This window comes from Nocardioides pakistanensis (assembly GCF_054781215.1).
Map to the genome: position 1 here is coordinate 77,847 of NZ_BAAGUV010000011.1, position 23,870 is coordinate 101,716.

Sequence of the window (23,870 nt, forward strand, 5' to 3'; positions counted from 1 at the left end):
GTTGCTCGATTCCTCAGAGCAACTTGCTGACCTCGTTCGATGGGCGGCGCGACCGTTGTCGAATCAACCGATGGTGATGAGCAGAAGTCCCGAGATAACCAACCCGACCTCCACAAGCGTGACGAACACGGCCACGGGGAGGCGGTCGACGATCCTCTTGCCCGCCCAAGCGTCGAGCATGGTCGCCGGTGCAAGTGCGAGGCCGATCCCGGCACTGCCCCAGGTGAGCACCGAGGCCGCGCCGAAGACGATGAGCTTGACCAGGTGCATGACAACGGCCGAGGCGGCCTCGGTTCCGATGTAGGCGCCTCGGACGAGTCCGCGGGCGAGAAAGAACGGCGCAACCATCGGCCCCACGGAGCCGACCAGCGCTGAGCCGAACCCGGAGACTGCCCCGACCACCCCGAATCCTCGGTCGTCGAGCCGGGCTGCCTCGGGGCGCCACCGACGCCACACCACCATGGCGAGCAGGAAGACTCCGATGACCCGGGTGAGGGCGGGCACGGGGGCGGTGGCGAACAGCAGGCTGCCGGCGACGGCGGCCGGGACAGCCCCCACCGCGAACACCCCGACGAGGCGTCGGTCGATCTCACCGCGATTGAACCAGACCCGACCGCCGTTGCTGACGAGTTGCGCGATGGTGAGGATCGCGACCGCGTCGCGAGTACCGAACACCGCGACAAAGACCGGCAGCAGTAAGACGCCCCCGCCGAATCCGGCGACGGCTGAGAGCAACGCGGTGCCGAAAGCCGCCGCGATCACCAAGACGACCGCCAGGACGGAGAGATCGGTCACGGCGTTGGTTGGCACGGTGCCATTGTCCGGGGTCGTTCGGGACGGCTGTGAGGTGGTCGGCCACGGTGCAGCCCGCCGCGCGGGATCGTTCTCCAGGCCGGAATCACAGGAGCGCCGCGGTGGCTGCGTACCCGGCTGCGCAGGCGCCAAGTCCGATGACCAGGCTCGCGACGCAGTTTGCCGCCGCGGTGAGGACCGACCCCTCTTCCAGAAGCCGGACGGTCTCGAAGCCGAAGGTGGAGAAGGTGGTGAGGGCGCCGCAGAACCCGGTGCCGATGAGGGCGAGCAGCCAGGTCGGCGTGTCCAGGTCAACGACGACGGCGGCCGTGACGCCCAGGATCAGGGAGCCGAGGACGTTGACGGTGAAGGTGCCCCAGGGGAAGACGCTGTCGTGCCTGGACTGGACGAACAGGTCGGTCAGGTAGCGCATCGGCGCCCCGATGGCTCCGCCCAGCAGCACCATCGCCACCGTCACGGGTGGTCCTCCCCCGTGCTGGGCTGGGAGCGTCCTGCGTAGCGGATGACCTCGACTGGCTCCAGGATCACCAGCCCTTCGATCTCCAGTTCTTCCAGCTCGGGGAGGAATCCGCGAATCCTTTCGTCGGTGTCGACGATGATGACCGCGACAGGGAGATCCTCGCTGAGTGACAGGAGCCGGGTGGTGTGGATGTGGTTGGACTTCCCGAACCCCTCGATGCCGCGGAAGACGCTGGCGCCGGCGAGGCCGGCCCGGTGCGCCCGGTGCACGATCTCGGTGTAGACGGGGTGGTGGTGCGCTTGGTCGGACTCCCCCACCATGATCGTCAACCTGGTCGCGGTGCCTTGCAGCGTCATCGGGTGCTCCTTCGATCGGGTCGTGGGTTCATGGGCGCGCTGCTTCCCGGCGCCGTCGCCGATGCTGCGCCACACGCACGGCAGCGCGCGCGGAGAAGATTCCGAGCCACACCGCAACCAGGCCAGCAATGAGAGAGCCGGCCAGGTAGGTGAAGGCGGTGAATGCCTCGTCACCGACGAGGAGGTCACGCGACTCGAGCATGTATGTCGAGAAGGTGGTGTAGCCGCCGAGCAGCCCGACGCCCAGGAACGGGCGGAGATAGCGATGGGGTGGCCACACGTCGAGCAGGAACACCATCAGTATTCCGAGGGCAAGTCCCCCGGAGATGTTCTCGACGAACGTCGCCCATGGGAACTCGTCGCCGGACCACGGCAGCAGCTCTCCCACACCCCACCGCGCGAGGCTTCCCAGTGCGCCTCCGGCGCCGATCACGAGCAGGACGTCCCAGTGCGACCGCAGCACGCCGGTGCGTCTGCGCTGCTTCGGGCGTGACGCGGTGGGCACGTCGGAGTCCACGGGAAGTTGGTTTTCCCGGTGGTCCGCGATGGCGTTCTCTTCGGGCACACGAACTCCTACCTCGTCAGGTAGGGACTGTTGGTGGCCCGGTGCCACGGTTGTCGGCGAGCCCCACCGCCATCGTGTGGGCTCATGCTAACCAGTCGATAGACCCGTTGCTCCAGCCGGAGTGGTGTCGCGAGACCCTCAGAACGAGTGCAGGGCCACATCGGGGGCGGCGTCGGCGATCTCCAGGATTCGGTTGTACTTCGCCACACGTTCGCCTCGCGCCGGCGCTCCGGACTTCAGCTCTCCGCACCCGGACCCGACCGCGAGATCGGCGATGAAGGAGTCCTCGGTCTCACCGGACCGATGCGAGATCATCGCCGCGTAACCAGCCTCGCGGCACACCGCCAGCGCCTCCAGGGTCTCGGTGACGGTGCCGATCTGGTTGACCTTGATCAGCGCCGCGTTGCCGACGTTGCGGCCGATGGCATCGCGGATGATGGCTGGGTTGGTGACGAAGATGTCGTCTCCCACCAGCTGAACGGTGTCGCCGAGCCGCCGGGTCAGGTCGATCCAGCCGTCCCAGTCGTCCTCGGCCAGGCCATCCTCGATGCTCCAGATCGGGAACCGGTCGACGAGCTCGGCGTAGTAGTCGACCATCTCGGCGGTGCTCATCGCCTTGCCGGCCACGTGATAGGCGCCGTCTCGGTAGAACTCGCTGGCCGCCGGGTCCAACGCGATGGCGATCCCGTCTCGGCCCGGGGCGTATCCGGCGTCGTTGATGGCCTCCACCAAGGTGGTCAGCACGTCCTCCGGCAACGCGATGTCGGGGGCGAAACCCCCCTCGTCGCCCAGGCCGGTCGCGAACCCGGCAGCCGTCAGGCGGGCCTTCAACGCGGCGTACACCTCAGCACCCGCCCGGACGGCCTCGGCATAGGTGGAGGCCCCGAGCGGCGCGAGCATGAACTCCTGGAAGTCCAGGCTGTTCGGCGCGTGGGCGCCACCGTTGACCACGTTGAAGTGCGGCACCGGCAGCGTCGGGGTCACCCCCGTCGGCGTGAGGTAGCGCCACAGCGGGACCTGCTCGGCCGCGGCGAAGGCACGGGCAGCGGCCATGGACACCCCGACGATGGCGTTCGCGCCAAGAGTCGACTTGTTCTCGGTCCCATCGAGCTCGATGAGCAGGCGGTCCAGCTCAGCAAGGTCCACGAAGCTTCGGCCGGCGAGCGCCGCGGCAATAGGTCCGTTGACGTTGGCCACCGCAGACGTCGTTCCCTTACCGCCGTACCGCGAGGCGTCGTCGTCCCGGAGTTCGACGGCCTCCCCCGAGCCGGTCGACGCCCCGGACGGAACCCCGGCCCTGACGTCGTTGCCCGCGCCATCCCGGAGGACCACAGCAACGGTAGGCCGACCCCGCGAGTCCAGGATCTCAACAGCATGAACAGACTTAATCTCGATGGTCATGGTTGACCCCTCTGTGGCTCGAACCCGGCGGTGGACAACTCCCACTCTCACGTAGGCAGGCGAGTCGCAGAAGGGGCCGTTAGCGTTGGCCGGGTGACTGCAGCCGCCCACCCTCCGGCCGGCCCCGCTGTGGGGGGCGGGCGGTGGCTCACGGGCCCGGCAGGATTCGCGGGTGGCGCAGCCGTGGGTCTTCTCGGAGGACTGGTGGGCCTCGGCGGAGCGGAGTTCCGCCTCCCCCTGCTCCTGAGCGTGTTCGGCTTCGCGGCCCTCGCAGCGGTGATCGTGAACAAGGCCATGAGTCTGGTCGTCGTGATCGCGGCAACCCCGGCCCGGCTGGCCGCGGTCCCGCTGGCAAACGTGGGAGCCCAGTGGCCCGTGGTGGTCAACCTGCTCGCAGGAAGCCTGGTGGGTGCTTGGCTGGGCGCGTCGTGGGCAACTCGCATGGCGACGGCGACGTTGTACCGGGTCCTGGCGGTGCTGCTGGTGCTGATTGCCCTCGTCTTCACCGCCGAACGCCTCGGCACGCTGCCTGCACTCGATCTGGCAGAACCGGTGCAGCTCGTGGCCGGGGTGGTGGCCGGCTTCGGGATCGGGGTGGTCGCCGCGCTGATGGGAGTAGCCGGTGGCGAGCTCCTGATCCCGACGCTGGTGCTGCTGTTCGCCGTCGACGTGAAGCTGGCAGGCTCGCTGTCGCTGCTTGTCTCGCTGCCCACGATGCTGGTCGCGTTCTTCCGCTACAGCCGAGACCAGGCCTTCACTGTCCTGGCGTCGCACAAGCGATTCGTCGCCGCCATGGCTGCCGGGTCCGTGACCGGCTCCGTGGCGGGCGGGCTGCTCCTCGGCGTCGTCCCGGAGCTGGTGCTGGTACCACTGCTGGTGGCACTGCTGCTGTTCTCCGCCGTCAAGGTATGGCGGCACGCCTGACCAGAAGGATCGCCGCGAAGCGGGACATCGGGATGCTGCGTGACAACGACGAAGAGGAGCAGCACGATCGGGCGCGTGCACGACTGGCTGCGACCCTCGCCGATGCCGCCCTACGCCCCAAGAAGTTCGAGCGCCAGCCTTCATTGGCCGACGGGTTCATCCGCCAGTTCGAGAATGCGCTCGCGGCCAGTGCCGTCTCAACGAGGACGGCCGCCGCGTAGACCAGGGCCCCAACCGGAGGCATGTCCGAGCGCATTCGGTCCGCTCGGTGTTCATCATCAGCCCCGACAACAAGATCCGGCTGATGATGACCTACCCCAAGAGCGCCGGCCGCAACTTCGACGAGATCCTCCGCGTCCTCGACGCCCTGCAGATGAACGACCTGGACCCCTTCGCCACCCCGGCGGACTGGAAGCCCGGCGACCGGGTGATCGTGAGCAACGACATCCCCACCGAGGAGGCACAGAAGCGCTTCAGCGACCTCGAGGTCGTCAAGCCCTACCTCCGCTACACCGCCAGCACCGGCAACTGAAGCAGCGAACCAGCGCGCCCGGGAGCAGGCCGGCCTGATCGGCCTGCTCCCCCAGGACGCCCGATGGTCCAAGGCGCCCGGCAAGACCACCAAGAAATGCTGACCTGCAACGGCCCTGCATCGTTGCGCACATTCGAAGTTGCAGGTGTCCCGGGCGCACATCCTGGGAAGCCGGCCTCAGGGCTCCCGAAGAGACGTGACCCGGCGACTTCGGAGACGTTTACGACCAGTAAACGTCCAACAACAGTCGCCACCGAAGCGTCCTGGTCGGCCAGCGTTTGCGCAGGTCATCGGCCCCTTGCGCGCTCCGATAACTTGACCAAGCGACACTTCAGAACAGTTCAAAACGTAAACCGGCTCTGACTCGCGTTTCCGCAGGTCAGAGCCGGTTTTTTTGGTCGGGCTGACAGGATTTGAACCTGCGACCCCTTGACCTGTGGCTGGCGCTTTGCCCTTGCTTGCTGTGAACTGCCCAAGACGGCTCTGACCTGCGAAAACGTGCTACACGGCTCTTCCTCATACTTGTTGGCAACGGCGGGCTTCAGTGGACTTCTGCGCTGGTAAACGTCCAATAAGCGTCCAGCCAGTCAGATCTCCACCGTCCCCTCGCCCGGCGAGCCCCTGACCGCCCACAAGGACGCAGGCTTCTTTCGCTAATGGTCTCCCGTAGCCTCGATCCGGGCATGTCTCCCGTCGAGCCGGGAGCGTGACGTGCTGCCGGACTGGGAGGCGATGGATGGACCGCTAGAAGCGGCTGACCTCCTTAGATACGCCCACTCGCTATCCAGCCATCTGTCTGGATGAAGACGTTGAGCTAGACAGTACGAGGGACCGCTCGGTCTGAGTGGTTGCGGGCTCCCCGCATCGGAGTCGGAGCCAGCTCGCGAGGAGCTCGCCGGATCGGTGCAATATCGGACTCGCGCCGCCCCGCATGCCGCGCTCGTCGGATATAAGGGGAGCGGGGTGAACTTGATGATCCTCGCCCAGTACGGACTCGGCCTGCCGTGAAGCGCGGTCCACGAGACGGGGTCCTCGGCGGGACTGCGTTCGATGCAGAAGCTGTAGCGCTGCTCCCGGATGCTCTGCGACCACGTACCCGCGGGGCCTTGGAGTTGGTCGTAGCCGACGCGAGGGTTCAGACCGGGGACGACCACCCGCGGCTCATGGCGGACGCACCGCAGGTCACCGACTCACGGGTCCGGGTAGTGCCCGAGGTCGACCGCCCCCTCTACGTGGCCCGAGTAGCGGTCCACCCACCGCTCCAGAGGCGGAACCAGGTGGTCCCGGCCCGAGAGCCACCGGGCGAGCACGTCGTCCCAATATCCGCCACCCTCGCGCGTCCACCGCCCTCGGCCGTCAGTCCCCCCGCCTGCCTCAGCGTGCCTGCGGTCCTGAACCTACCCACCGACCGGCGTAGGAATGCCGCCACCCACGCGCCGCGCCGCGCCGCCTTGACGGGCGACTACGCTGCGCTCGTGGAGCCCGCCCCGGACGAGATCACCGTCGCCGAGGCCGCACGCATCCTCTCCTGCGACGAGGCGGCCGTGCCCCGGCTTCTGCGCAGGCACGGCCTTCTCCACGAACCCCTCACCCGCAACGGCATCGAGGAGCTGTCCCTGCGGCGTTGGCGGCGGGCGCACTCCCGGTGGCCGAACAGCTACTGGGTGACCCGTGACCAGGCCGCCGCCATCCTGGGCGTCAACCGGGCGAGGGTGGGACAACTGGTGAAGGCCGGCCTCGTACCCTACGAGCGCAGCACCCGCACCTCCCGCGGACACCGCGTGTTCCGCCGCGACCAGCTCACCGTGGTCGCGAACGCACGGCGCTTCCGCCGGCCCGGAGTACGGCAGGACGTCTCCCAGCTCTGACCCCGGACGCCTCGTTGCCGCCAGCCCTGTCGACGGAGTCGGCGCGTCCGGCAGCGGTCCGTGGCAGACTGCGGCCTCGTGACCGACCCGCTGCCGCGACGCTTCTACAAGCTCGACGAGGTCGCCGAGATGCTCTCCACCTCCCACTCCCAGGTGTACGCCCTCGTGCGCCGCGGCGAGCTCGCCGCCATCAAGCTCGGCGGACGCGGGCAGTACCGCGTCGAACAGCGCGACATCGACCGGTACGTCGAACGGCTGTACACCGAGACCAAGGAGTGGATCGCCGCCCACCCGTTCGTGGAGAGCCCTAGCCCCAGCGAACGCACCGCCGCAGGCGATGAGGACGACCCGACGGTCGACGCCGACGCCACGCCGTAGGGGCCGCTACATCGGGTCAGCTACGCGGGGTCCAGCAGGCCCGCCGGGAGCCACTCCTCCACGACCAGCCAGCCGTCGTCCTCGAACACCGGCCGAACCACCCGTCCCTGGAACCCGTCGGTGGTGCGGCGCCACTCCAGCAGCAGCGCGGGGAGCCGACCGTGCCGGTCGGTGACCCAGCAGTGCTTCAACCGCTCCGGCGGCGACGGCTGCCGCTCCTCCTCCGCCCGGACACGGTCTGCCATCGGCCCCCACTGTCCCCGCTTGCTCATGCCGCCGGCCATCTATCCATGATGCCGCAGAATCGCACACACGTTCGACCTCCCCCCGCGATGAGTCGCAAGAAGAAACGGATGCACCTCGCCACTACCCGGGCCGGCAGCCGGGTCCAGGCCGGGGCGGATGTCTTTACCGATTCGGTGAGAACAGTCGGTGGTCTCGCCGATGATGATGCCCGCTCACAACCCTGACACGGGGGAAGCAGCATGTTCCGACGCACCGTCGCGGCGCTCGTCGCCACGCTCGCAACTAGCACCGGGCTGACCGTGGTCACCGACGTCGCGACCGCACCCGCGGCGGAGGCCGGGGTCGTGAAGAAGCGCCTGGTCGCGATACCAAGGACCTCACGGTGGCCACCGAAGTCCGACGCGGCTACGACCGCGACAAGTTCCAGCACTGGACCGACGCCGACTCCGACGGCTGCGACACCCGCCGCGAAGTCCTCATCGCCGAGGCGACCGTGGATCCCTCGGTTGGGTCCGGCTGCTCGTTCACCGGAACGCCGACACCCGCAAACGCTTCGCCAACGACCTCGGTGACAAGCGCAGCCTGGTCGCGGTCACCGCGGCGTCGAACCGGTCTAAGTCCGACCAGGACCCGGCCGAGTGGATGCCCCGCAAGGCGGTCGCCTGCCGATACGTGACCGAGTGGGTCGCTGTGATGACCCAGTGCAAGCTCACCGTGAACCGTGCCGAGAAGCGCACGCTGCTGACCAAGGCCCAGAACTGCCGCAACATGGTCGTCACCGTCCGCACCGCCCGGGTGGTCCGCAGGTCCACCACCAGCAGCGGCAGTGGGCTGGACCCCCGGTTCTCCACGTGCACCGAGGTCATCGCCCACGGCTACGGCCTCTACTACCGAGGCGTCGACGACGAGTGCTGGTGGTGCGACGACCGCGACGACGACGGTGTCGTCTGCGAGTAGGCCACGAAGGCGCTGCGTGTTGGAGAGCGCTGGATTGGTCTTGGTACCAGCAGAGCGGACGATGGCCACCACGACGATTGACGCCACGCGCCCGCTGCTTCGCAGGATCCTGAGCGTAGTGGCTCCGCGCTCCTTGCCTGCGATCGGATCTGTTCTCCGATCACATGGAGCAAGAGGACGTGGAGCGGGCCTGCACGTCAGCGGGGATCGCCTGCGCCCTGACCAGTCAGCCAAGCCCCGAGATCGACTGGCTTCTCGAACAGGCGGCCCGGCGGCTTCTGCGACTTGCGGTCGTCAGCAACAACAGCGAGAACGCCGTTCGCGCCTTCCTTGATCGATTCGCCTGGTCGGAACGCTTCACCGCCTACGCGTGCCGAACGCCGGAGACCCGCCGCCTGCTCAAGCCACACCCGTTCCTCGTGATCGCCGCGACACAGTTGCTTGACGTGGCACCACAGGATTGTGTCTTCATAGGCGATTCCATCTCTGACATTCGGGCGGGTCGTTCCGCGGGCGTAGTAGTCGTCGGACTTGCGAAGTCGGCGGACCGGAGGAACGACCTTCGGGACGCGAAGCCAGACGCACTTATCGTGCGAGCTTGAGTCAGCGAGCGATGTCGGTAGCGACGGCCCCAATGCGTGTCGTGCGGTTCAGGCCACGGGCGGCCCCCTCTGTGGCGGCCCGAGACGATCCGATCGTGGAACGAGTTCCGACCGCGTCGAGCCGCAAGTTCGCGTTGACTCCTAGGTGTCAACTTGGCCGCTTCCGTTGCCATTCGAGTCGGTCGAGCGAACGACCCGCCCTACCGCTAGCGTCTGACGCACGCCTCAGGCTGCACAATGGACTGCATGCGTCACCATCACGAGATCACCAACTCGCCAACCTGCTCGGCACGTCGGCGAGATGAGGGGCGCCAGTGACGGTGACAGAGACGATTGTCGAGGAACTGTTCGTGAAGTCGCGGCTCCGTGTGAAGACATACGGCGAGGTCTTCACACCGCGTCACATGGTCGACCGGATGCTCGACCTGGTCCATGACGAGTTGGAGGCCGGCCCGGACTTCGTCGACAAGACCTTCCTCGAGCCGGCGGCCGGCCACGGCAACTTCCTCGTGGCGATCCTGCGTCGCAAGCTCCGCGCGATCGAGAAGCGGTACCCGGCTGACTTGTGGCCGACGGAATCGCTGTTCGCGCTTGCCTCGATCTACGGAATCGAGCTTCTTGAGGACAACCACCAGGACGCGAAGGCGCTCATGCTCGCCGAGTTCCACGGCTTTCACCAGGCCCACGGCACCCCCTGTGGTCCGGACACCGACCTGCACCAGGCGGCAGCGTTCCTGATCGAAACAAACATCGTGCGCGGCAACACCCTGACCGGCCAGACCCCGAAGGGGGAGAACATCCAGTTCTCGTGGTGGCATCGAATCGACGGAAAGCCCGGCGAGGTGCGGCGCGATCCCTTTACGCTCGCCTCGCTGCGTGACGACGCTGGTTTCGACTTCACCGTCTATGACGATTACCAAGCGTGCCGAATTGAGAAGGTCCACGACCAAGAAAAGACCGATGCCTAGCCCGAAGATCAGCACCTACCGCGAGATCACACCGTTCATCTACTCGTGGCGCACCCCTGACGTACAGAAGTACGACGGATGGGAAAAGATCGGGTACACCGAGCAGGAGTCCGCTGACAAGCGGATCAGCCAGCAGGCGTCCCAGCTCAACATCAGGAAGATCAAGGTCTGGGCGTACAGGGCGGCGTTCATCACCGAAGACGGCGGGACATTTCGCGACAGCGACTTCCACGATTTCCTGCGCCAGCATGGTATCGAGCGCGAGTTCGACCCCAACACCACTCCGCACCGCACTGAGTGGCACAAGTTTGCCGGCGCCCCGAAGACGAGCCAGCAGTACTTCTTCGAGTTCGCATCGAGGTCCTTCACCACACCGCTCGGGGCGTCGCATGATGACTACACACTGCGGCCCGAGCAGCAGCAGGCCGTCTGCCAGGCGATGACGGCGTTCGGCCCGAAGGGGGCTGGCGAGGTGCTGTGGAACGCGAAGCCGCGATTCGGCAAGACGCTGACGACGTACGACCTGATGCGGAAGATGGATGTCAAGCGCGCCCTGATCGTCACCAATCGCCCGGCCATCGCCAACTCCTGGTTCGACGACTACCAGCGGTTCATCGGCCACCAGACCAGCTACCAGTTCGTGTCCGACTCACCGTCGCTCGCCCAGCGCAGCCCGATGACGCGCGAGCAGTGGAAGATGTACTCACGGGAGAACGTCGACCAGGACCCCCGCATCATCGAGTTCGTGTCGCTCCAGGACCTCAAGGGGTCGCAGTACTTCGGCGGCTCCTTCGACAAGCTCAAGTACATCGCCGACGTCGACTGGGACTTGCTCGTCATCGATGAAGCGCACGAAGGCGTCGACACGACGAAGACCGATGTGGCGTTCAACCAGATCAAGCGTCGCCACGCATTGCACCTGTCGGGCACTCCGTTCAAGGCATTGGCATCGGGACGCTTCGGCGAGGACCAGATCTTCAACTGGACTTACGAGAACGAGCAGGACGCCAAGGAGTCTTGGAAGGACGACTCAAGCGACAACCCGTACGTCCAGCTCCCGACGCTCAACCTGCTCACCTACCAGCTCTCCCGAATGGTCGCCGATCGGCTCGCTGAAGGGGTCGCCCTCGACGAGGAGGCAGGGAACGTCGACTACACGTTCGACCTGGCGGAGTTCTTCTCCACCAAGGAGAACGGCTACTTCGTCTACGAAGCGGATGTGTCACGGTTCCTAGACGCGCTGACGACGCAGGAGAAGTACCCGTTCTCCACCCCGGAGTTGCGCGACGAGATCAGGCACTCGTTCTGGCTGCTCAACCGGGTCGCCTCCGCTAAGGCGCTAGAGCGGATGCTCAAGAAGCACCCCGTCTTCAGCGAGTACACGGTCATCCTCGCGGCCGGCGACGGCCGCCCCCAGGCTGATGAGAACGACGGTCTGGACGAGGATGCCGACGACTCTGTGACTGTCGGAAAATCGCTCGACAAGGTCCGCGCGGCCATCGCGAAGGCGGAGGCCGACGGTGGCAAGACGATCACGTTGTCGGTAGGTCAGCTCACGACGGGTGTCACCGTGCCCGAGTGGACGGCGGTCATCATGCTGTCCAACCTGTCCTCGCCCGCTCTGTACATGCAGGCGGCGTTCCGCTCGCAGAACCCGTGCACGTTCACACGCGGCGACAAGGTGTTCCAGAAGAAGAACGCCTACATCTTCGACTTCGCCCCCGAGCGCACGCTGACGATCTTTGACGCGTTCGCGAACAATCTTGCACCGCACCCGCCGGTCGACGCCGGTGAGCGCCGGGAGAACATCCGTCGGCTGCTGAACTTCTTCCCCATCCTCGGTGAAGATACCGAGGGTCGCATGATCGAACTCGACGCCGCCCAGGTGCTCACGTTCCCGCAAGTGTTCAAGGCCCGTGAGGTCGTTCGGCGGGGCTTCATGTCGAACCTGCTGTTCGCGAACGTGTCAGGCATCTTCCGGGCTGTGGAGCACTTCCAGGACATCCTCAACCAGCTCCCCGTCGCCAAGGAGAAGAAGGTCGAGAAGGGCAAGCCGGTCGAGGTCCCGGTCCCGCCACCGACTACGGACGCAGACGGAAACGTTCAGGTCGACGTCGGCACCGTCATCAACCCGAAGGTCGCCGAGCTGGGCAAGCCGGTCTACTCCGACGAGGACGTGCCGCCGCTGGACCCGGCAACGACGAAGGCGGCCGAGGCGGCCAAGAAGATTGCCGCGATCGTCACGGAGAAGGCACGCGAGACACGGACCAAGGCCGCGGCCGAGTACGGCATGACGGCAAAGCAGGTCGAGAACGACGAGAAGGCCACCGAGGCGCAGGTGAAGGCCAAGGTGGAGCGCGCTTACGTCGACCATCAGATCGCGCTTAGCCACATCGACGCCGAAGCCAAGGAAGCGGCGACCGAAACCGAGTTCCAGGCGGTCGAGGCGAAGAAGGCCGAGGCGAAGGCCGAGCTCGACGCACAGGTGCTGTCGATCTTCCACGACACGCTCGACAACGTCACCGAGACCGTCGTCAAGCGCGAGGAGACAAAGAAGGCCCAGAAGCAGGTCGACAAGACGATGGATGCGGCCCGCGACCACCTGCGCGGTTTCGCACGGACCATCCCGATGTTTCTCATGGCCTATGGCGAACGGAACATCACGCTTGCCAACTTCGACGAATACACCCCAGACGACGTGTTCCACGAGATCACGGGGATCACCGAGGAGGACTTCCGCAAGCTCCGCGACGGCCGCGAGGTCACCGACCCAACGACCGGCGAAGTCACCAATGTTCCGGGCCTGTTCGATGAGGAGGTGTTCAACCAGGCGATCCAGGAGTTCCTCAACAAGAAGGACGAACTCTCCGACTACTTCGACCCCGCGCTCACCGAGGACATCTTCGCGTACATCCCCCAGCAGAAGACCTCACTCGTGTTCACCCCAAAGCAAGTCGTCACGCTGATGTGCGACACCCTGGAGAAGGAGAACCCGGACATCTTCTCCGACCCCGACAAGACGTTCGCGGACCTGTTCTCCACCGCCGGCCTGTTCTGCATGGAACTCGTGCGCAGGCTCGACAAGGGCCTCGCCGACGCCATCCCGGACCAGGACGAGCGGCTGCGGCACATCCTCACCCGTCAGGTGTTCGAGATGAGCCACAACCAGATCCTGCACAACATCACGCTTGAGGCCGTCAGCGGTGGTGTGGCCGAGCGTCGGGCGTGGCTTCTGGACTCAGGGCATTTCCGGGTCGGCAACCTCGCCCGCATGACCCCCGAGGAACGCGAGAAGGTAGTGGACGACATGCTGGGAGACAACTGACATGACCAAGAAGTTCGATGTCGTGATCGGCAACCCTCCCTACCAGGAGGAGGCACAGGGTGAAGGCACCCGAGAGACCCCCATCTACCACCGATTCATGGACGCCGCGTACGAGATCGGCACTAAGGCCGTGCTGATTACACCCGCACGCTTCCTGTTCGACGGTGGCCTCACGCCCAAGGCGTGGAACCAGAAGATGCTGGCCGACGCGCACCTGAGCGTGGCCTACTACGAGTCCGACTCAAGCCGTCTGTTCCCGAGCCTCACGGACCCCATCAAGGGCGGCATCGCCGTCACCTACCGCGACTCGGAGCGCACGCTCGGCCCCATCGGCTTTTTCATCAAGCACCCCGAACTCACCACGATCCGACACAAAGTCCTGGAGTCTGGAACGGCCCTCATCGAGACCCTCGGCATCACGAGCTCACGCTCATACCGCTACACCAAAAAGTTGTATGAGGACCATCCTGAGGCACTCGCAATGCGCCCCGTGGGCAACACAGCCTTGGTCAACACGAACGCCTTTGAGTTGTTCTCGTTCCTGTACTACGCCGAGAAGCCCATCGATGGCAGCGAGTACGTGCGCGTCCTCGGAGTGATCAAGAATAGGCGTGCATTCCGCTGGCTTCGCAGCGACTACATCACTGGCCCTCCGTCGTTCGGTGCTTACAAGGTTGCGGTCCCGAAGGCGAACGGGTCGGGGTCGACCACCGACTTCTTCGGCGTCCCGTTGAACAACCCGACCGTGCTTGAGCCGGGTATCGCGGTCACGCAGACGTTCATCACCATCGGCTCGTTCGACGCCGAAGCCGAGGCACAGGCGTGCCTGAAGTACCTCAAGTCCAAGTTCGCACGCGCGATGCTCGGAGTCCTGAAGATCACGCAGGACAACCCGCGAAGCACGTGGAAGTTCGTTCCGGCGCAGGACTTCACAAGCGATTCGGACATCGACTGGACCAAGACCGTCCCCGAGATCGACGCACAGTTGTACGCCAAGTACGGGCTCGACGCCGAGGAGACCGCCTTCATCGAGGCCAAGGTCAAGCCGATGGAGTGACCCGGGAATCATGGTGCAGCCGACCGACAGCTCAGCCGACCCGGAGCCGCCGCCGGCAAATGGCAAGGTCGCTCCGTACGCCGGCCCCCGCTGATCTACGGCATCTTCCGCCCGCTAGGCACGCTGATCGTGCTCGAAGACGAGTGGGCGAGAAGGGCAGCCGACGAGTCCAGTCGCTATCGGGCCGCCAAGACATGCAGCGAGGCATTGGCCCGGCCGAGGCCATGACCGTCTTCGACCCGCCCGTCTCGTGAGGACTTTCCTTACTGGCTCAAGCGCGCTTTCGGCGCGGGCGCTACGCGGGCGGGACCCCGCGCTGCGGGCGGCGCTGGCGCGCTGTCCTCGCGAACCCCGCCCTCCTACGCGCAGCGAAGGCCGACACCCAGGACGGATGTCGACCAGCCCTACCTCTCCGATCACGGGCCGTCCCCCCAACCCAGTCCGCCCACTGCGACGCGGCCACGCTCCGGTCCGAGTCTTACGCCCGGCAGGGCTACGGGACCGGATACACCACGTCGGTTTCCGCTGCCCACCTGGCGACCGTGGAGAGCACCGCAAGGTGCTCGAGCGCCTCCCGTTCGGACCATCCGGTATTGAGCTCGTGCGCGGCCACGTTCCGGAGCCCGGCGTACGCGCCCATCGCCATATAATGCAGCCCGTCCTGGCGGGACGCCCACGTGTCGGTGTCACGTTCACCAGGAAGCCACAGCCGGGCCCGACCGTCTTTCGACGGTTTCGGGGAGAACACGTCCCGCGCGAGCTCACGGTCGGCCAGTTTGGACCCCGACTTTTCCTGGATGTGTGCCGTCAACGACTTCGCGGCGGTCTCCACCGCGGACGGGAAGTGACCAGTCGCCCAAAACGTCGACGCGGCCCTCCACACCCACTGGTGAAACTGGTCGGCGCTGAGGGACGGCGCGGACGGGGCCAGATTGATCGCCACATCCTCCAAGTGGTGGAGCACGCCAATAGCCTGCTTGGCTGTCATAAGCGGGGAGCCGAACGAGTCTTCGGGGTCGTAGAAATCAAGCTGCGCGTCGATAGGCGGAGCGTTCAGCTGCTCGTAGATCTTGTTCACCGGGTAAATGAGCCGACGCAGCTCGTCGCGGTAGTCGTGACCGTTCCGGTCGCCAGCGCCCAGCCCTTCCCATGCACGGATGAAGTCGTCAAGGATGCCGAGCGCCCAGTCGATGTTCACGGCCAGCACCGTACCCGCCGCCGCCTACGGCAGTGCGCAACTGCGTTGCACTTCTCCTACACTTCTCAGTGGGCCGTGCGCCTCTCCTACGACCCCGCCACACTCATTTGGCTGCTGGCGCGTGCCCCCTAGACAACTAGGAAAAGCCTCTTGGCGCAGCTCTGGCACTGTTTTCATCACACAGCCGAGACCGCCCAGCACCCAGAATCCAGTTGCTGTCCTGAATGGAGAGAGGCGCTCCCAGGAGTGACTCAGCGTCTTCTATCGACCATTTCGGTATAGGCCCGCAACTGCTCTGGAGTCAGTTTCCGCGCAAGGAGCTGATGTCCAAGGCCGCCGGGGGACTCTCAACTGCAGTCCTGGGCGCATCATTTCGCCGCCAACGATCTGCCTAATCTCTCGACTCCGGGGATCGGATTACCTATCCGATCACTGCTGGCTGCGGCGGACACAAAGGAACAGGCTCCTCGATCGTGTCCAGGAGCGAGCGTCCCGGTCGCTCAGGGGTGAAACCAGCGATCAAACGCGGACGAAGTCCGGCCGCCCGCGCACAACTGGGGGTGGCACCCATGATCAGCGTGCGGGAGGCGATGGAGTTGACCTCGCAATCGTGGCCTCAAAGACTGCGCGCGGAGTCCGACCGTCGCCAGCGGAGGTGTGCGTTATGGCTACCGCTGGGCGGAGCCGTTCGCGTGATAGTTCGAGAAGTATCGACTGAGCTGGTTCGTGCACCGGGATGTGCTTCTGTGCCGCACGGACGATTCCGTCCGGGCCAGGCCGACCAAGGGTGGGCAGTTTGATCGCGACGAAGTAGAGGTTCTCGCGGAAGCCATGCTCGACGGCGGCGGCGATCTTGACGTCCACGCGGCCACTCAGGTGCATCAGCTTGGCCAGCGCCCGTTCGACGTCCTCGCCGTCGGCCGGACCGGAAGCCATGCGACGGGCCGCGTTGGCGCTCTCTACCGCGGCGACCTGGCCAGCGCCGAGCTGACCGCCTAGCGGCCGCGAGGCCACGACGAGTTCGCGATACAGCGCGGCTCGCTCCTGGAAGGAGGCCGTGGTCGACGATCCTACGGATACAGCCAGTCGCGCTGACTGCTGGGATAGATCCGCCTGAGCCACCAGCACGTGGCGCAAGTGAAAGGCCGACGGGAAGTGACTCAGGTCGACGGACGCGTTGTGCTGCGCCTGCAGGACGCCGGCCAGGCCGGGTAACGCCGGCCCCTCGATGATCCCGGGAGTCGGCCGCCAGCCGAGGTGGTCGACCGAAGCATCGAGATCGGACGCTCTCAGGCCTTCGGAGACCGCGGTGGCCGCCGTGAGAACGCGGCGCTTCTGCTCGAGGAATCGCCAGCCCGGAACGTTCTTGTAGCGGATGTCCAACACGACCAGCCCGCGTGTCAGATCGGCCGCGTCCTTGAGCAGCTGAGCCTGCTGCTCCCAAGACAGCGGCTGGTGGCGGACTGCAGCGATCTCCCGCTCCCCTTCGATGGCGATCCTGGCCGCGTCCTGCCAATGCGACACGAGCTCAAACCTCGACCGCTGCCTCATGAGTGAGGACAGCTGCGCGTCAGCAGGCGTTCCTGAACGGGCCAGTTCAAGCTGGTAGCGCAGTGCCACAGCAGGGTCTCGCAGTCGGTCCTTGCCATCGAGGTCCGCCGTCGGGGTGGCCGCTCGGACGGCCTCCAGGCAGTAAGTCAGGACTGCGGCGCGGTAGTGCTGGATCTCCTCCCCCATGGCCAACCGATCGGCCTCGGTGGTCGTGACGGGGATCCGGAAGGAGCCGGGTCCGCCGAGCTGCTGGGTAATGCGATGGCGCTCGAGCAGCCAGGTCATCGTTTCGCGCAACCGCGAGGCGACGTCGCCGTACGTCACGGCTGCTGCTCGTCTTCCCAGGCCGTGGCGAGCATGCTCAGGCAGATCGCGAGCTCGTAACGGTCGATCCCGTAGTCGACGAGCCGGGTGATTGCGGTGCGGGCGACGTCGTACAGCACCGTGCGGTCGCCGGTAGGCACGATGCTTATGGGGGTGACCTGACCGCCGTGCAGGTGGTCGAGGTGGAGCAGGACTCGCTCGTACTCCAGGCTCGCGTCGAAACCGCTGGCGGTATCGGCAAGGGCGCACAGGTACGACCGGGCTTCGGCGAACAGCACCGCATGGGAGAGCAGCATGAGAGCTTCCTTTCTCAGTGGTCCCGGCCGGTCGCAGTGCGGTCGGTGGGCTTGGTGAGGGCGAGTAACCGGCGGACCGTCCACAACGGGATGCCGCATGTCGCGGCGATCTCGGTCTGAGCCAGGCCCTGGTCGGCGAGGGTCCGCGCCGCCACCGCGCCACGCTCCTCAGCCGAGCTGATCGCGTCGCGGGCGAGCGTCTGCGTGCGGACGGCGCGCCGCAGTTCGGCGACAGCCATACGGCGCTGCCGACGGACAAAGTCCGCCTCGAGAGAGGCGTCTGTCCCGGCCGTCGCTACTCGGCTGAGATCGTCGTTCCGACGACGCCGGCGCCGCCTGACCGCGGTATTTGCGACTTTGCCCATCGATGCCTCCGGTCCTCGAACTGTCGACAGGCATAGGCACCACGACTCATCCCTCGTGGACAGCCACGGACCTTGCCGACGCAAGGCCACCGGTCTCACCAGGCGAGCTCATCCCGAGGCCTCACACCTGGTGCATGCGATGACCGGACCGCGCGAAGGTCCGCAACGACAGGCTGTCCACGAGCACCTCGCCGCGACTCCTATGGCGGGGTGTGATGGGTCTGGTCAAGCTGACCGCCGGGGACGGGTACACGTACCTGACCCGGCAGGTGGCCGCCCACGACGCAACCGACCGCGGCCACGCGAGCTTGGGTGACTACTACGCCGAGAAGGGTGAGTCGCCGGGCCGATGGATCGGCTCAGGGCTCCCAAGTCTCGGCCTGGATACCGGAGACGAGGTCACCGAGTCGCAGATGAAGGCGCTGTTCGGAGAGGGCCGTCACCCCAACAGCGCTCTCCTCGAAGCCCGGGTCCTCGCGGAAGGTGGGAGTCCTCAACAGGCGATGGCTGCAGGCGCATTGGGCAGCGCCTTCCGGGTGTACACCGCGGCCGGCGAGTGCCGCACCGAAATCGCCAGGGCCTTCACCGACTACAACCTCGAGCACGGTCGGCACTGGAACACGCCCGTGCCACCCGACGTACGGGCGCAGATCCGCACCGACATCGCCCGCCGGAGGTTCGTCGAGCAGCACGAGCGCCCACCGGCCGACGACCGGGAACTGGCCGGGTTCCTCGCGAAGCTGAGCCGGCAGAGCACCACGGCCGTCGCCGGCTACGACCTGACCTTCTCCCCGGTGAAGTCTGTCTCGGCTCTCTGGGCGCTGGCACCACCAGAAGTCGCCGAACAGGTCCGCGCCGCGCACGACGCAGCTGTCGCCGACACCGTGGCGTGGATCGAACGAGAGGTGGCGTTCACCCGCGTCGGCAACGGCGGTGTCCGGCAGGTGCCGGTGCGCGGGCTCGTCGCGGCCGCGTTCACCCACCGTGACTCCCGCGCCGGCGACCCCGACCTGCACACCCATGTCGCGGTCTCCAACAAGGTCCAGACCCTCGACGACCGCTGGCTGGCGCTGGACGGCCGCGTCCTGTACCGCGCCAAGGTCGCTGCCTCAGAGCACTACAACACCCGCCTCGAAGCCGAGCTCGCTGAGCGCCTCGGTGTGCGCTTCACAGAACGCGGCGGGAAGACCGGGAAGCGGCGCGTCCGGGAAATCGCGGGCATCGACCCGGCACTCACCAAGGCGTGGTCGCGGCGCCGGGCGGCCATCGAGTCCAGACGCGCACGTCTTGCCACTGAGTTCCAAGACGTCCACGGGCGTCCGCCAACCGCGGTGGAGGCGCTGGCACTCGCGCAGCAGGCCACCTTGGAGACCCGCGATGCCAAGCACGCTCCACGGTCGGAATCCGAGCAGCGGATCGCCTGGCGTCAGGAGGCGGTCAGCCTTCTGGGTAGCAACACCGCCGTCGATCGCATGGTTGAGGATGCGCTGCGCGAAGGCCCCTCGCGGTCGGCCCCCGGCCCTCCGTTGCCCGAGGTGGCCCGTCTCGTCGTCGCGGAGGTGGAGGCGCGTCGGGCCACGTGGACCGTCTGGCACATCCGCGCCGAGGCCCAGCGTCAGGTGCGTCGCCTCGGCCTCGCCCCCGATGCCCTCGAGCAAGCCGTCAGCAGGCTGGTCGAGCTCTGCCTCAAGCAGGAGTCGGTGCGGCTCGACAGCCCCGATCCCGTCCGGGAGCCGGCTGCGCTACGCAGGCCCGACGGCGAGAGCGTGTACGAGGTACACGGGGCGGCCATCTACACCTCCCGACGGATCCTCGACGCCGAACAGAGGATCCTCGCCGCCGCCGAGCGACACGACGGCCGCCGAATCAGCGACGTCCGAGTCGGCATTGCCGTCGCCGAAGCAACCGCCAACGGGACACCGCTCAACGAGGCACAACGCACCCTCGTCCGACGTCTCGCAACCTCCGGCGCCCGGGTTCAACTCGCCCTCGCCCCGGCCGGCACCGGCAAGACCACGACCATGCGGGTGCTGACCCGCGCGTGGACCGACTCAGACGGATGGGTCCTCGGGCTGGCCCCTTCCGCAGCCGCAGCCCATGAGCTCCGCGAAGCCATCGAAGCCCCCACCGACACCCTCACCAAGCTCACCCACTCCCTGCACCACCTGCCAAAGGGGCAGTGGCCCACGTGGATGCAGAAGGTTGGACCGCGCACGCTCGTCGTCCTGGACGAGGCAGGACAGGCAGGCACCATCGAACTCGCCAACACCCTCGACTTCCTCCTCAACCGCGGCGCATCCGTGCGGCTGGTAGGCGACGACCAGCAGCTCGCGGCAGTCGCTGCCGGAGGCGTCCTCCGGGACCTCGCCCGCACGACCGGCGTCGCGACATTGTCCGAGGTACGCCGGTTCACCGACCCCGCTGAGGCCGCCGCGACCCTCGCCGTACGCCAGGGCTCCCCTGCCGCGCTCGGCTACTACGCGGATCAGGGACGCATCCACGTCGGCGACACCGGTTCGGCCACGGATCAGGCATACGCCGCCTGGGCCGCCGACCGCGCCGCCGGGCTCGACACTCTCCTCCTGGCCCCCACCCGCGACCTGGTCACCCAGCTCAACCAGCGCGCCCGCGCCGAACGGCTCGCCGCAGAGGAGAGCTCTGTTGAAACCCGAGATGAGGTCTCACTGTGTGACGGCACCGCCGCATCCGTGGGCGACACCATCGTTACCCGCCGCAACGAGCGCCACCTCGCCCTCACCGCGACCGACTGGGTCAAGAACGGCGACCGCTGGACAGTCACGGCCGTCGGCCGCGACGGGAGCCTGCATGCGCGGCACCATCAACTGCGGCGCAGCATCGTCCTACCGGCCGAGTATGTCCGCGAGCATGTCCAACTGGGGTACGCCGCCACTGTCCACGCCGCTCAGGGCCAGACCACCGACACCTGCCACACGGTGGTCTCCGGCGAGGAGTCACGGCAGTTGCTCTACGTCGCCCTCTCCCGCGGCCGCAGTGCGAACCACCTCTACCTCGCCACCGCGGACGACGGCGATCCACACAATCTCGTCCGCCGCGAGTCGCTCCTCCCGCCCACTGCGATCGACGTACTCGCCACGATCCTGCAGCGGGACGGCTCCCAGCACTCGGCCAGCAGCACTCAGCACGAACTGGCTTCGGCTGCCGCGCAGCTCCATCAGGCCGTGCTCCGATACCAAGATGCCGTCGCCTTCGCCGCCGAGCAGGCCGTCGGCGAGGACGCCCTCGTTGCGCTTGACGCTCAAGCCGAAGCGCTGTTCCCCGGCCTGACCAGGGCCCCGGCGTACCCGACCTTGCGAGGAAATCTGGCCCTCCGCGCCATCGACGGCGATGACCCTGTCATGGTGCTCGCCGATGCACTTGCAGAGCGCGAAAGCGACACCGCGGAGGACGTCGCTGCCGTCCTCGATTGGCGCATCAGCACAACATCCGACGGCGGCCCACTCCCCTGGCTCGCCGCACTCCCGCAAGCGCTGGCCACGTCCGCGGACTGGGGCAACTACCTGCGAGCCCGAGCCAGTCGCGTTGTCTCCCTCGCCGGTCAGGTCCGCGCCGAGGCGGCCGCCTGGTCGCTGACGATGGCACCCGACTGGGCACGGCCACTCACCGGCCGAGACGCGGATCTCAGTGGCGATCTTGCGGTCTGGCGGGCTTCGTACGCCGTTCCGGACGACGACACACGACCGACCGGACCTCGTCAGTTGGGTGCCGACGCACGGAGACACCAGGACGGACTCGACCACCGTGCGCGGAGCACGATGCGAGGGCGCCGGCAGGGCACGTGGGATGCGCTGCTGCCGAAGCAGGTCACTTCAGATCCGCACCACCGGCTGCTGAGCGACCACCTTGGCTCGCTCGACCGCGCCGGCCTCGACGTCCCACAGCTCGTGCGCAACGCCCTCGCCGAAAGACGTCCGCTGCCCACCGAGGTACCGGCTGACGCGCTGTGGTGGCGCATAGTCCGCCATCTCGGCCCCACCGCCCTCCACGCCAGCGGTCAGCCAGCAGCTGACCTGCGTCCAGCCTGGACGCCCCTGCTTGCCGAGCACCTCGGGGAGGACGTCGCCGAGCAAGTCATGGACGCCCCCGCCTGGCCGGCTCTCGCCGCCGCTGTCCACGCCGCCGGGGAGTGGATGCCAGACCAACTCATCGGCAGCGTCACGAATGGGCTCAGGGACGGAGACCGCTTCACAATGCCGCCGTCCGAGCTGTGCGAAGCGATGGTCTGGCGCATCGCCGCTCTGACCGACGTTCCGCACGAGTCCGACGATGCGCCGCCGGACCCGCTGGATGACGCAACCACCCCACCGGACGACCTGCACCTGCTCCATGTCGCACCTCCGCCTGAGCCGCCCGGCGTCGGGCGTGCTCGGATCCTCGAGCTCAACCAAGAGGCGAGCGACTACTACGTCGGGCTGTATCAGCGCTCCTGGGCACCCGCCTACCTCCGGGACCGCCTCGGGAGCGACCTAGGAAACGACACCCGGTTTGCGGTCGGCTACGCGCCACCTGGCCCGACCAGCCTCATCCGACATCTGACCTCTCGTGGTGCCACTGTCCAGGAGCTCGTCGAGGCCGGCCTCGCTCGCCGCACGGATCGAGGTCACCTCGTTGACGCCTTCAAGGACCGGCTGGTCATCCCGCTACGGGAGGTGGACGGGGTCGTCGGCTTCATCGGCCGGCGCAATCCGACCAAAGACGACTCTGAGTACGCCGGCCCCAAGTATCTGAACACCCGGTCCACCGCTGCGTTTCGCAAGAGCGAAATGCTGTTCGGACTAGTCGAGAGTTCCGAGGAACTTCGGGGTGGCGCGGTCCCCGTGATCGTTGAGGGTCCGCTCGACGCGTTGGCAGTCACAATCGCGGGGGGCGGCGATTACGTCGGCGTCGCCCCGCTCGGCACGGCCTTCACCGAAACCCAGGGAACCAAGCTCAAGCCGCTTCTTAATGATGAGCCGAACCGTGTCGTCATCGCGACCGATCCCGATGCAGCTGGCTGGCTCTCCGCGCAGCGAGCCTTCTGGCAACTGGCCGCGATGGGCGGCAACCCACGGTACGTCGACCTGCCGAGCGGAGCCGACCCCGCGGATCTTCTTAATACGCAAGGCGCAGATCAGGTGGCCCGCCGTCTTAAGGAGGCGAAGCCGTTCGCAGCTCAACTGCTCGAGAGATTGGTCGCCGAGGTCGAGGAGTCGCAGTCGCCGGCGTCCCGATTGCGATTGGTCCGCGAAGCCGGTCAGATCATCGGTGCTCTGCCGCCGTACGAATGGCCTCAGCACATCGAGGAAGTGACGGCACGCGCCTCCCTGCCCGTCGGCATGCTGAACCTCGAAGTCATCGACGCCGGGGATCGCTGGACTGAACAACCACGCGAGCAGTTCGCCCAACGGACCAGCACGCTGCTCGCGTCTGCTCGCATAGGCGTCGCGCACAAGCACGTCCCCAACCTGTGGGCCACGAACTCTTGCCCGCCGGTCATCACGCCGAGCGCCGCGGTGCCAAGCGCGCCGGCTCTTGATGACCGGGCCTCTCGAAAGGCGGGCCCGCAGCGATAGTCCCCTGCCGTGCGGCCTACACAGCACCGCGAACGACTGCACGAACCAGCGTCACAGCGGCTCCCAGATTGACGCAGCCGCTACGGTCCGTCG

General features: G+C 66.8%; 21 protein-coding genes. 11 read left to right on the forward strand and 10 right to left on the reverse strand.

Annotation, left to right across the window (positions count from 1 at the left end; genetic code table 11):
* Positions 1-63 precede the first annotated feature (63 nt).
* From ACYVIH_RS03885 to eno, 5 genes are all read right to left on the reverse strand, one after another.
* Positions 64-762, reverse strand: a complete 699-nt coding sequence (locus tag ACYVIH_RS03885; protein ID WP_460866349.1) for a sulfite exporter TauE/SafE family protein — start codon at positions 760-762, stop codon at positions 64-66.
* 136 nt (positions 763-898) lie between these two features.
* Positions 899-1,270 (reverse strand): fluoride efflux transporter CrcB, encoded by a 372-nt coding sequence (crcB, locus tag ACYVIH_RS03890; RefSeq protein WP_460866230.1) that lies wholly within the window; start codon positions 1,268-1,270, stop codon positions 899-901.
* Positions 1,267-1,629 (reverse strand): DUF190 domain-containing protein, encoded by a 363-nt coding sequence (locus ACYVIH_RS03895; protein WP_460866232.1) that lies wholly within the window; start codon positions 1,627-1,629, stop codon positions 1,267-1,269. Before ACYVIH_RS03895 ends, crcB begins: the two co-directional genes overlap by 4 nt.
* Positions 1,630-1,657: 28 nt before the next feature.
* On the reverse strand, positions 1,658-2,194 hold the full coding sequence (locus ACYVIH_RS03900; RefSeq protein WP_460866234.1) for a fluoride efflux transporter FluC: 537 nt from the start codon (positions 2,192-2,194) through the stop codon (positions 1,658-1,660).
* A 138-nt stretch (positions 2,195-2,332) separates the two neighbouring features.
* Positions 2,333-3,595 carry a phosphopyruvate hydratase gene (gene eno, locus ACYVIH_RS03905; protein ID WP_460866236.1) on the reverse strand — a complete coding sequence of 421 codons (1,263 nt, stop codon included), beginning with the start codon at positions 3,593-3,595 and terminating at the stop codon, positions 2,333-2,335.
* 129 nt (positions 3,596-3,724) lie between these two features.
* Between eno and ACYVIH_RS03910 the strand changes: the two genes are divergently transcribed.
* The 5 genes from ACYVIH_RS03910 (at position 3,725) to ACYVIH_RS03930 (ending at position 7,297) form a co-directional block, all read left to right on the forward strand.
* Positions 3,725-4,519: a TSUP family transporter gene (locus ACYVIH_RS03910; RefSeq protein WP_460866352.1), complete on the forward strand. Its 795-nt coding sequence runs from the start codon at positions 3,725-3,727 to the stop codon at positions 4,517-4,519.
* A complete protein-coding gene (locus ACYVIH_RS03915) occupies positions 4,504-4,740 on the forward strand; it encodes a hypothetical protein (RefSeq protein WP_460866238.1) in 237 nt (78 codons plus the stop codon). The genes ACYVIH_RS03910 and ACYVIH_RS03915 overlap by 16 nt, the downstream gene beginning before the upstream one ends.
* A gap of 47 nt (positions 4,741-4,787) precedes the next feature.
* Positions 4,788-5,051 (forward strand): thioredoxin domain-containing protein, encoded by a 264-nt coding sequence (locus tag ACYVIH_RS03920; RefSeq protein ID WP_460866241.1) that lies wholly within the window; start codon positions 4,788-4,790, stop codon positions 5,049-5,051.
* 1,475 nt (positions 5,052-6,526) lie between these two features.
* Positions 6,527-6,919 carry a MerR family transcriptional regulator gene (locus tag ACYVIH_RS03925; protein WP_460866243.1) on the forward strand — a complete coding sequence of 131 codons (393 nt, stop codon included), beginning with the start codon at positions 6,527-6,529 and terminating at the stop codon, positions 6,917-6,919.
* Between the two features lie 78 nt (positions 6,920-6,997).
* A complete protein-coding gene (locus tag ACYVIH_RS03930) occupies positions 6,998-7,297 on the forward strand; it encodes a helix-turn-helix domain-containing protein (RefSeq protein WP_460866245.1) in 300 nt (99 codons plus the stop codon).
* A gap of 20 nt (positions 7,298-7,317) precedes the next feature.
* Here the strand turns inward: ACYVIH_RS03930 and ACYVIH_RS03935 are convergent, their stop codons facing one another.
* Positions 7,318-7,542 (reverse strand): hypothetical protein, encoded by a 225-nt coding sequence (locus ACYVIH_RS03935; protein ID WP_460866248.1) that lies wholly within the window; start codon positions 7,540-7,542, stop codon positions 7,318-7,320.
* 673 nt (positions 7,543-8,215) lie between these two features.
* Between ACYVIH_RS03935 and ACYVIH_RS03940 the strand changes: the two genes are divergently transcribed.
* The 5 genes from ACYVIH_RS03940 to ACYVIH_RS03960 all read left to right on the forward strand — a co-directional run bounded on the left by ACYVIH_RS03940 (position 8,216) and on the right by ACYVIH_RS03960 (position 14,452).
* The gene (locus tag ACYVIH_RS03940) at positions 8,216-8,500 is read left to right on the forward strand and encodes an excalibur calcium-binding domain-containing protein (protein WP_460866251.1); all 285 of its coding nucleotides are present in this window, start codon (positions 8,216-8,218) and stop codon (positions 8,498-8,500) included.
* A gap of 164 nt (positions 8,501-8,664) precedes the next feature.
* The gene (locus ACYVIH_RS03945; protein ID WP_460866254.1) at positions 8,665-9,102 is read left to right on the forward strand and encodes an HAD family hydrolase; all 438 of its coding nucleotides are present in this window, start codon (positions 8,665-8,667) and stop codon (positions 9,100-9,102) included.
* Positions 9,103-9,416: 314 nt separating this feature from the next.
* On the forward strand, positions 9,417-10,070 hold the full coding sequence (locus tag ACYVIH_RS03950) for a DNA methyltransferase family protein (RefSeq protein ID WP_460866256.1): 654 nt from the start codon (positions 9,417-9,419) through the stop codon (positions 10,068-10,070).
* Positions 9,979-13,395, forward strand: coding sequence for a DEAD/DEAH box helicase (locus tag ACYVIH_RS03955; RefSeq protein WP_460866258.1), 3,417 nt, complete (start codon positions 9,979-9,981; stop codon positions 13,393-13,395). The genes ACYVIH_RS03950 and ACYVIH_RS03955 overlap by 92 nt, the downstream gene beginning before the upstream one ends.
* A gap of 1 nt (position 13,396) precedes the next feature.
* Entirely contained in the window at positions 13,397-14,452 is a 1,056-nt protein-coding gene (locus ACYVIH_RS03960; protein WP_460866260.1) for an Eco57I restriction-modification methylase domain-containing protein, read from the forward strand.
* A gap of 493 nt (positions 14,453-14,945) precedes the next feature.
* Here ACYVIH_RS03960 and ACYVIH_RS03965 read toward each other — a convergent pair whose 3' ends face one another.
* The 4 genes from ACYVIH_RS03965 to ACYVIH_RS03980 all read right to left on the reverse strand — a co-directional run bounded on the left by ACYVIH_RS03965 (position 14,946) and on the right by ACYVIH_RS03980 (position 18,060).
* A complete protein-coding gene (locus ACYVIH_RS03965; protein WP_460866261.1) occupies positions 14,946-15,650 on the reverse strand; it encodes a TIGR02391 family protein in 705 nt (234 codons plus the stop codon).
* 573 nt (positions 15,651-16,223) lie between these two features.
* Positions 16,224-17,525, reverse strand: coding sequence for a hypothetical protein (locus ACYVIH_RS03970; protein WP_460866263.1), 1,302 nt, complete (start codon positions 17,523-17,525; stop codon positions 16,224-16,226).
* Positions 17,522-17,821, reverse strand: coding sequence for a hypothetical protein (locus ACYVIH_RS03975; protein ID WP_460866265.1), 300 nt, complete (start codon positions 17,819-17,821; stop codon positions 17,522-17,524). Before ACYVIH_RS03975 ends, ACYVIH_RS03970 begins: the two co-directional genes overlap by 4 nt.
* A gap of 14 nt (positions 17,822-17,835) precedes the next feature.
* Positions 17,836-18,060, reverse strand: a complete 225-nt coding sequence (locus tag ACYVIH_RS03980) for a hypothetical protein (RefSeq protein WP_460866268.1) — start codon at positions 18,058-18,060, stop codon at positions 17,836-17,838.
* A gap of 341 nt (positions 18,061-18,401) precedes the next feature.
* Between ACYVIH_RS03980 and mobF the strand changes: the two genes are divergently transcribed.
* On the forward strand, positions 18,402-23,777 hold the full coding sequence (gene mobF / locus ACYVIH_RS03985) for a MobF family relaxase (RefSeq protein ID WP_460866270.1): 5,376 nt from the start codon (positions 18,402-18,404) through the stop codon (positions 23,775-23,777).
* Positions 23,778-23,870 lie beyond the last annotated feature (93 nt).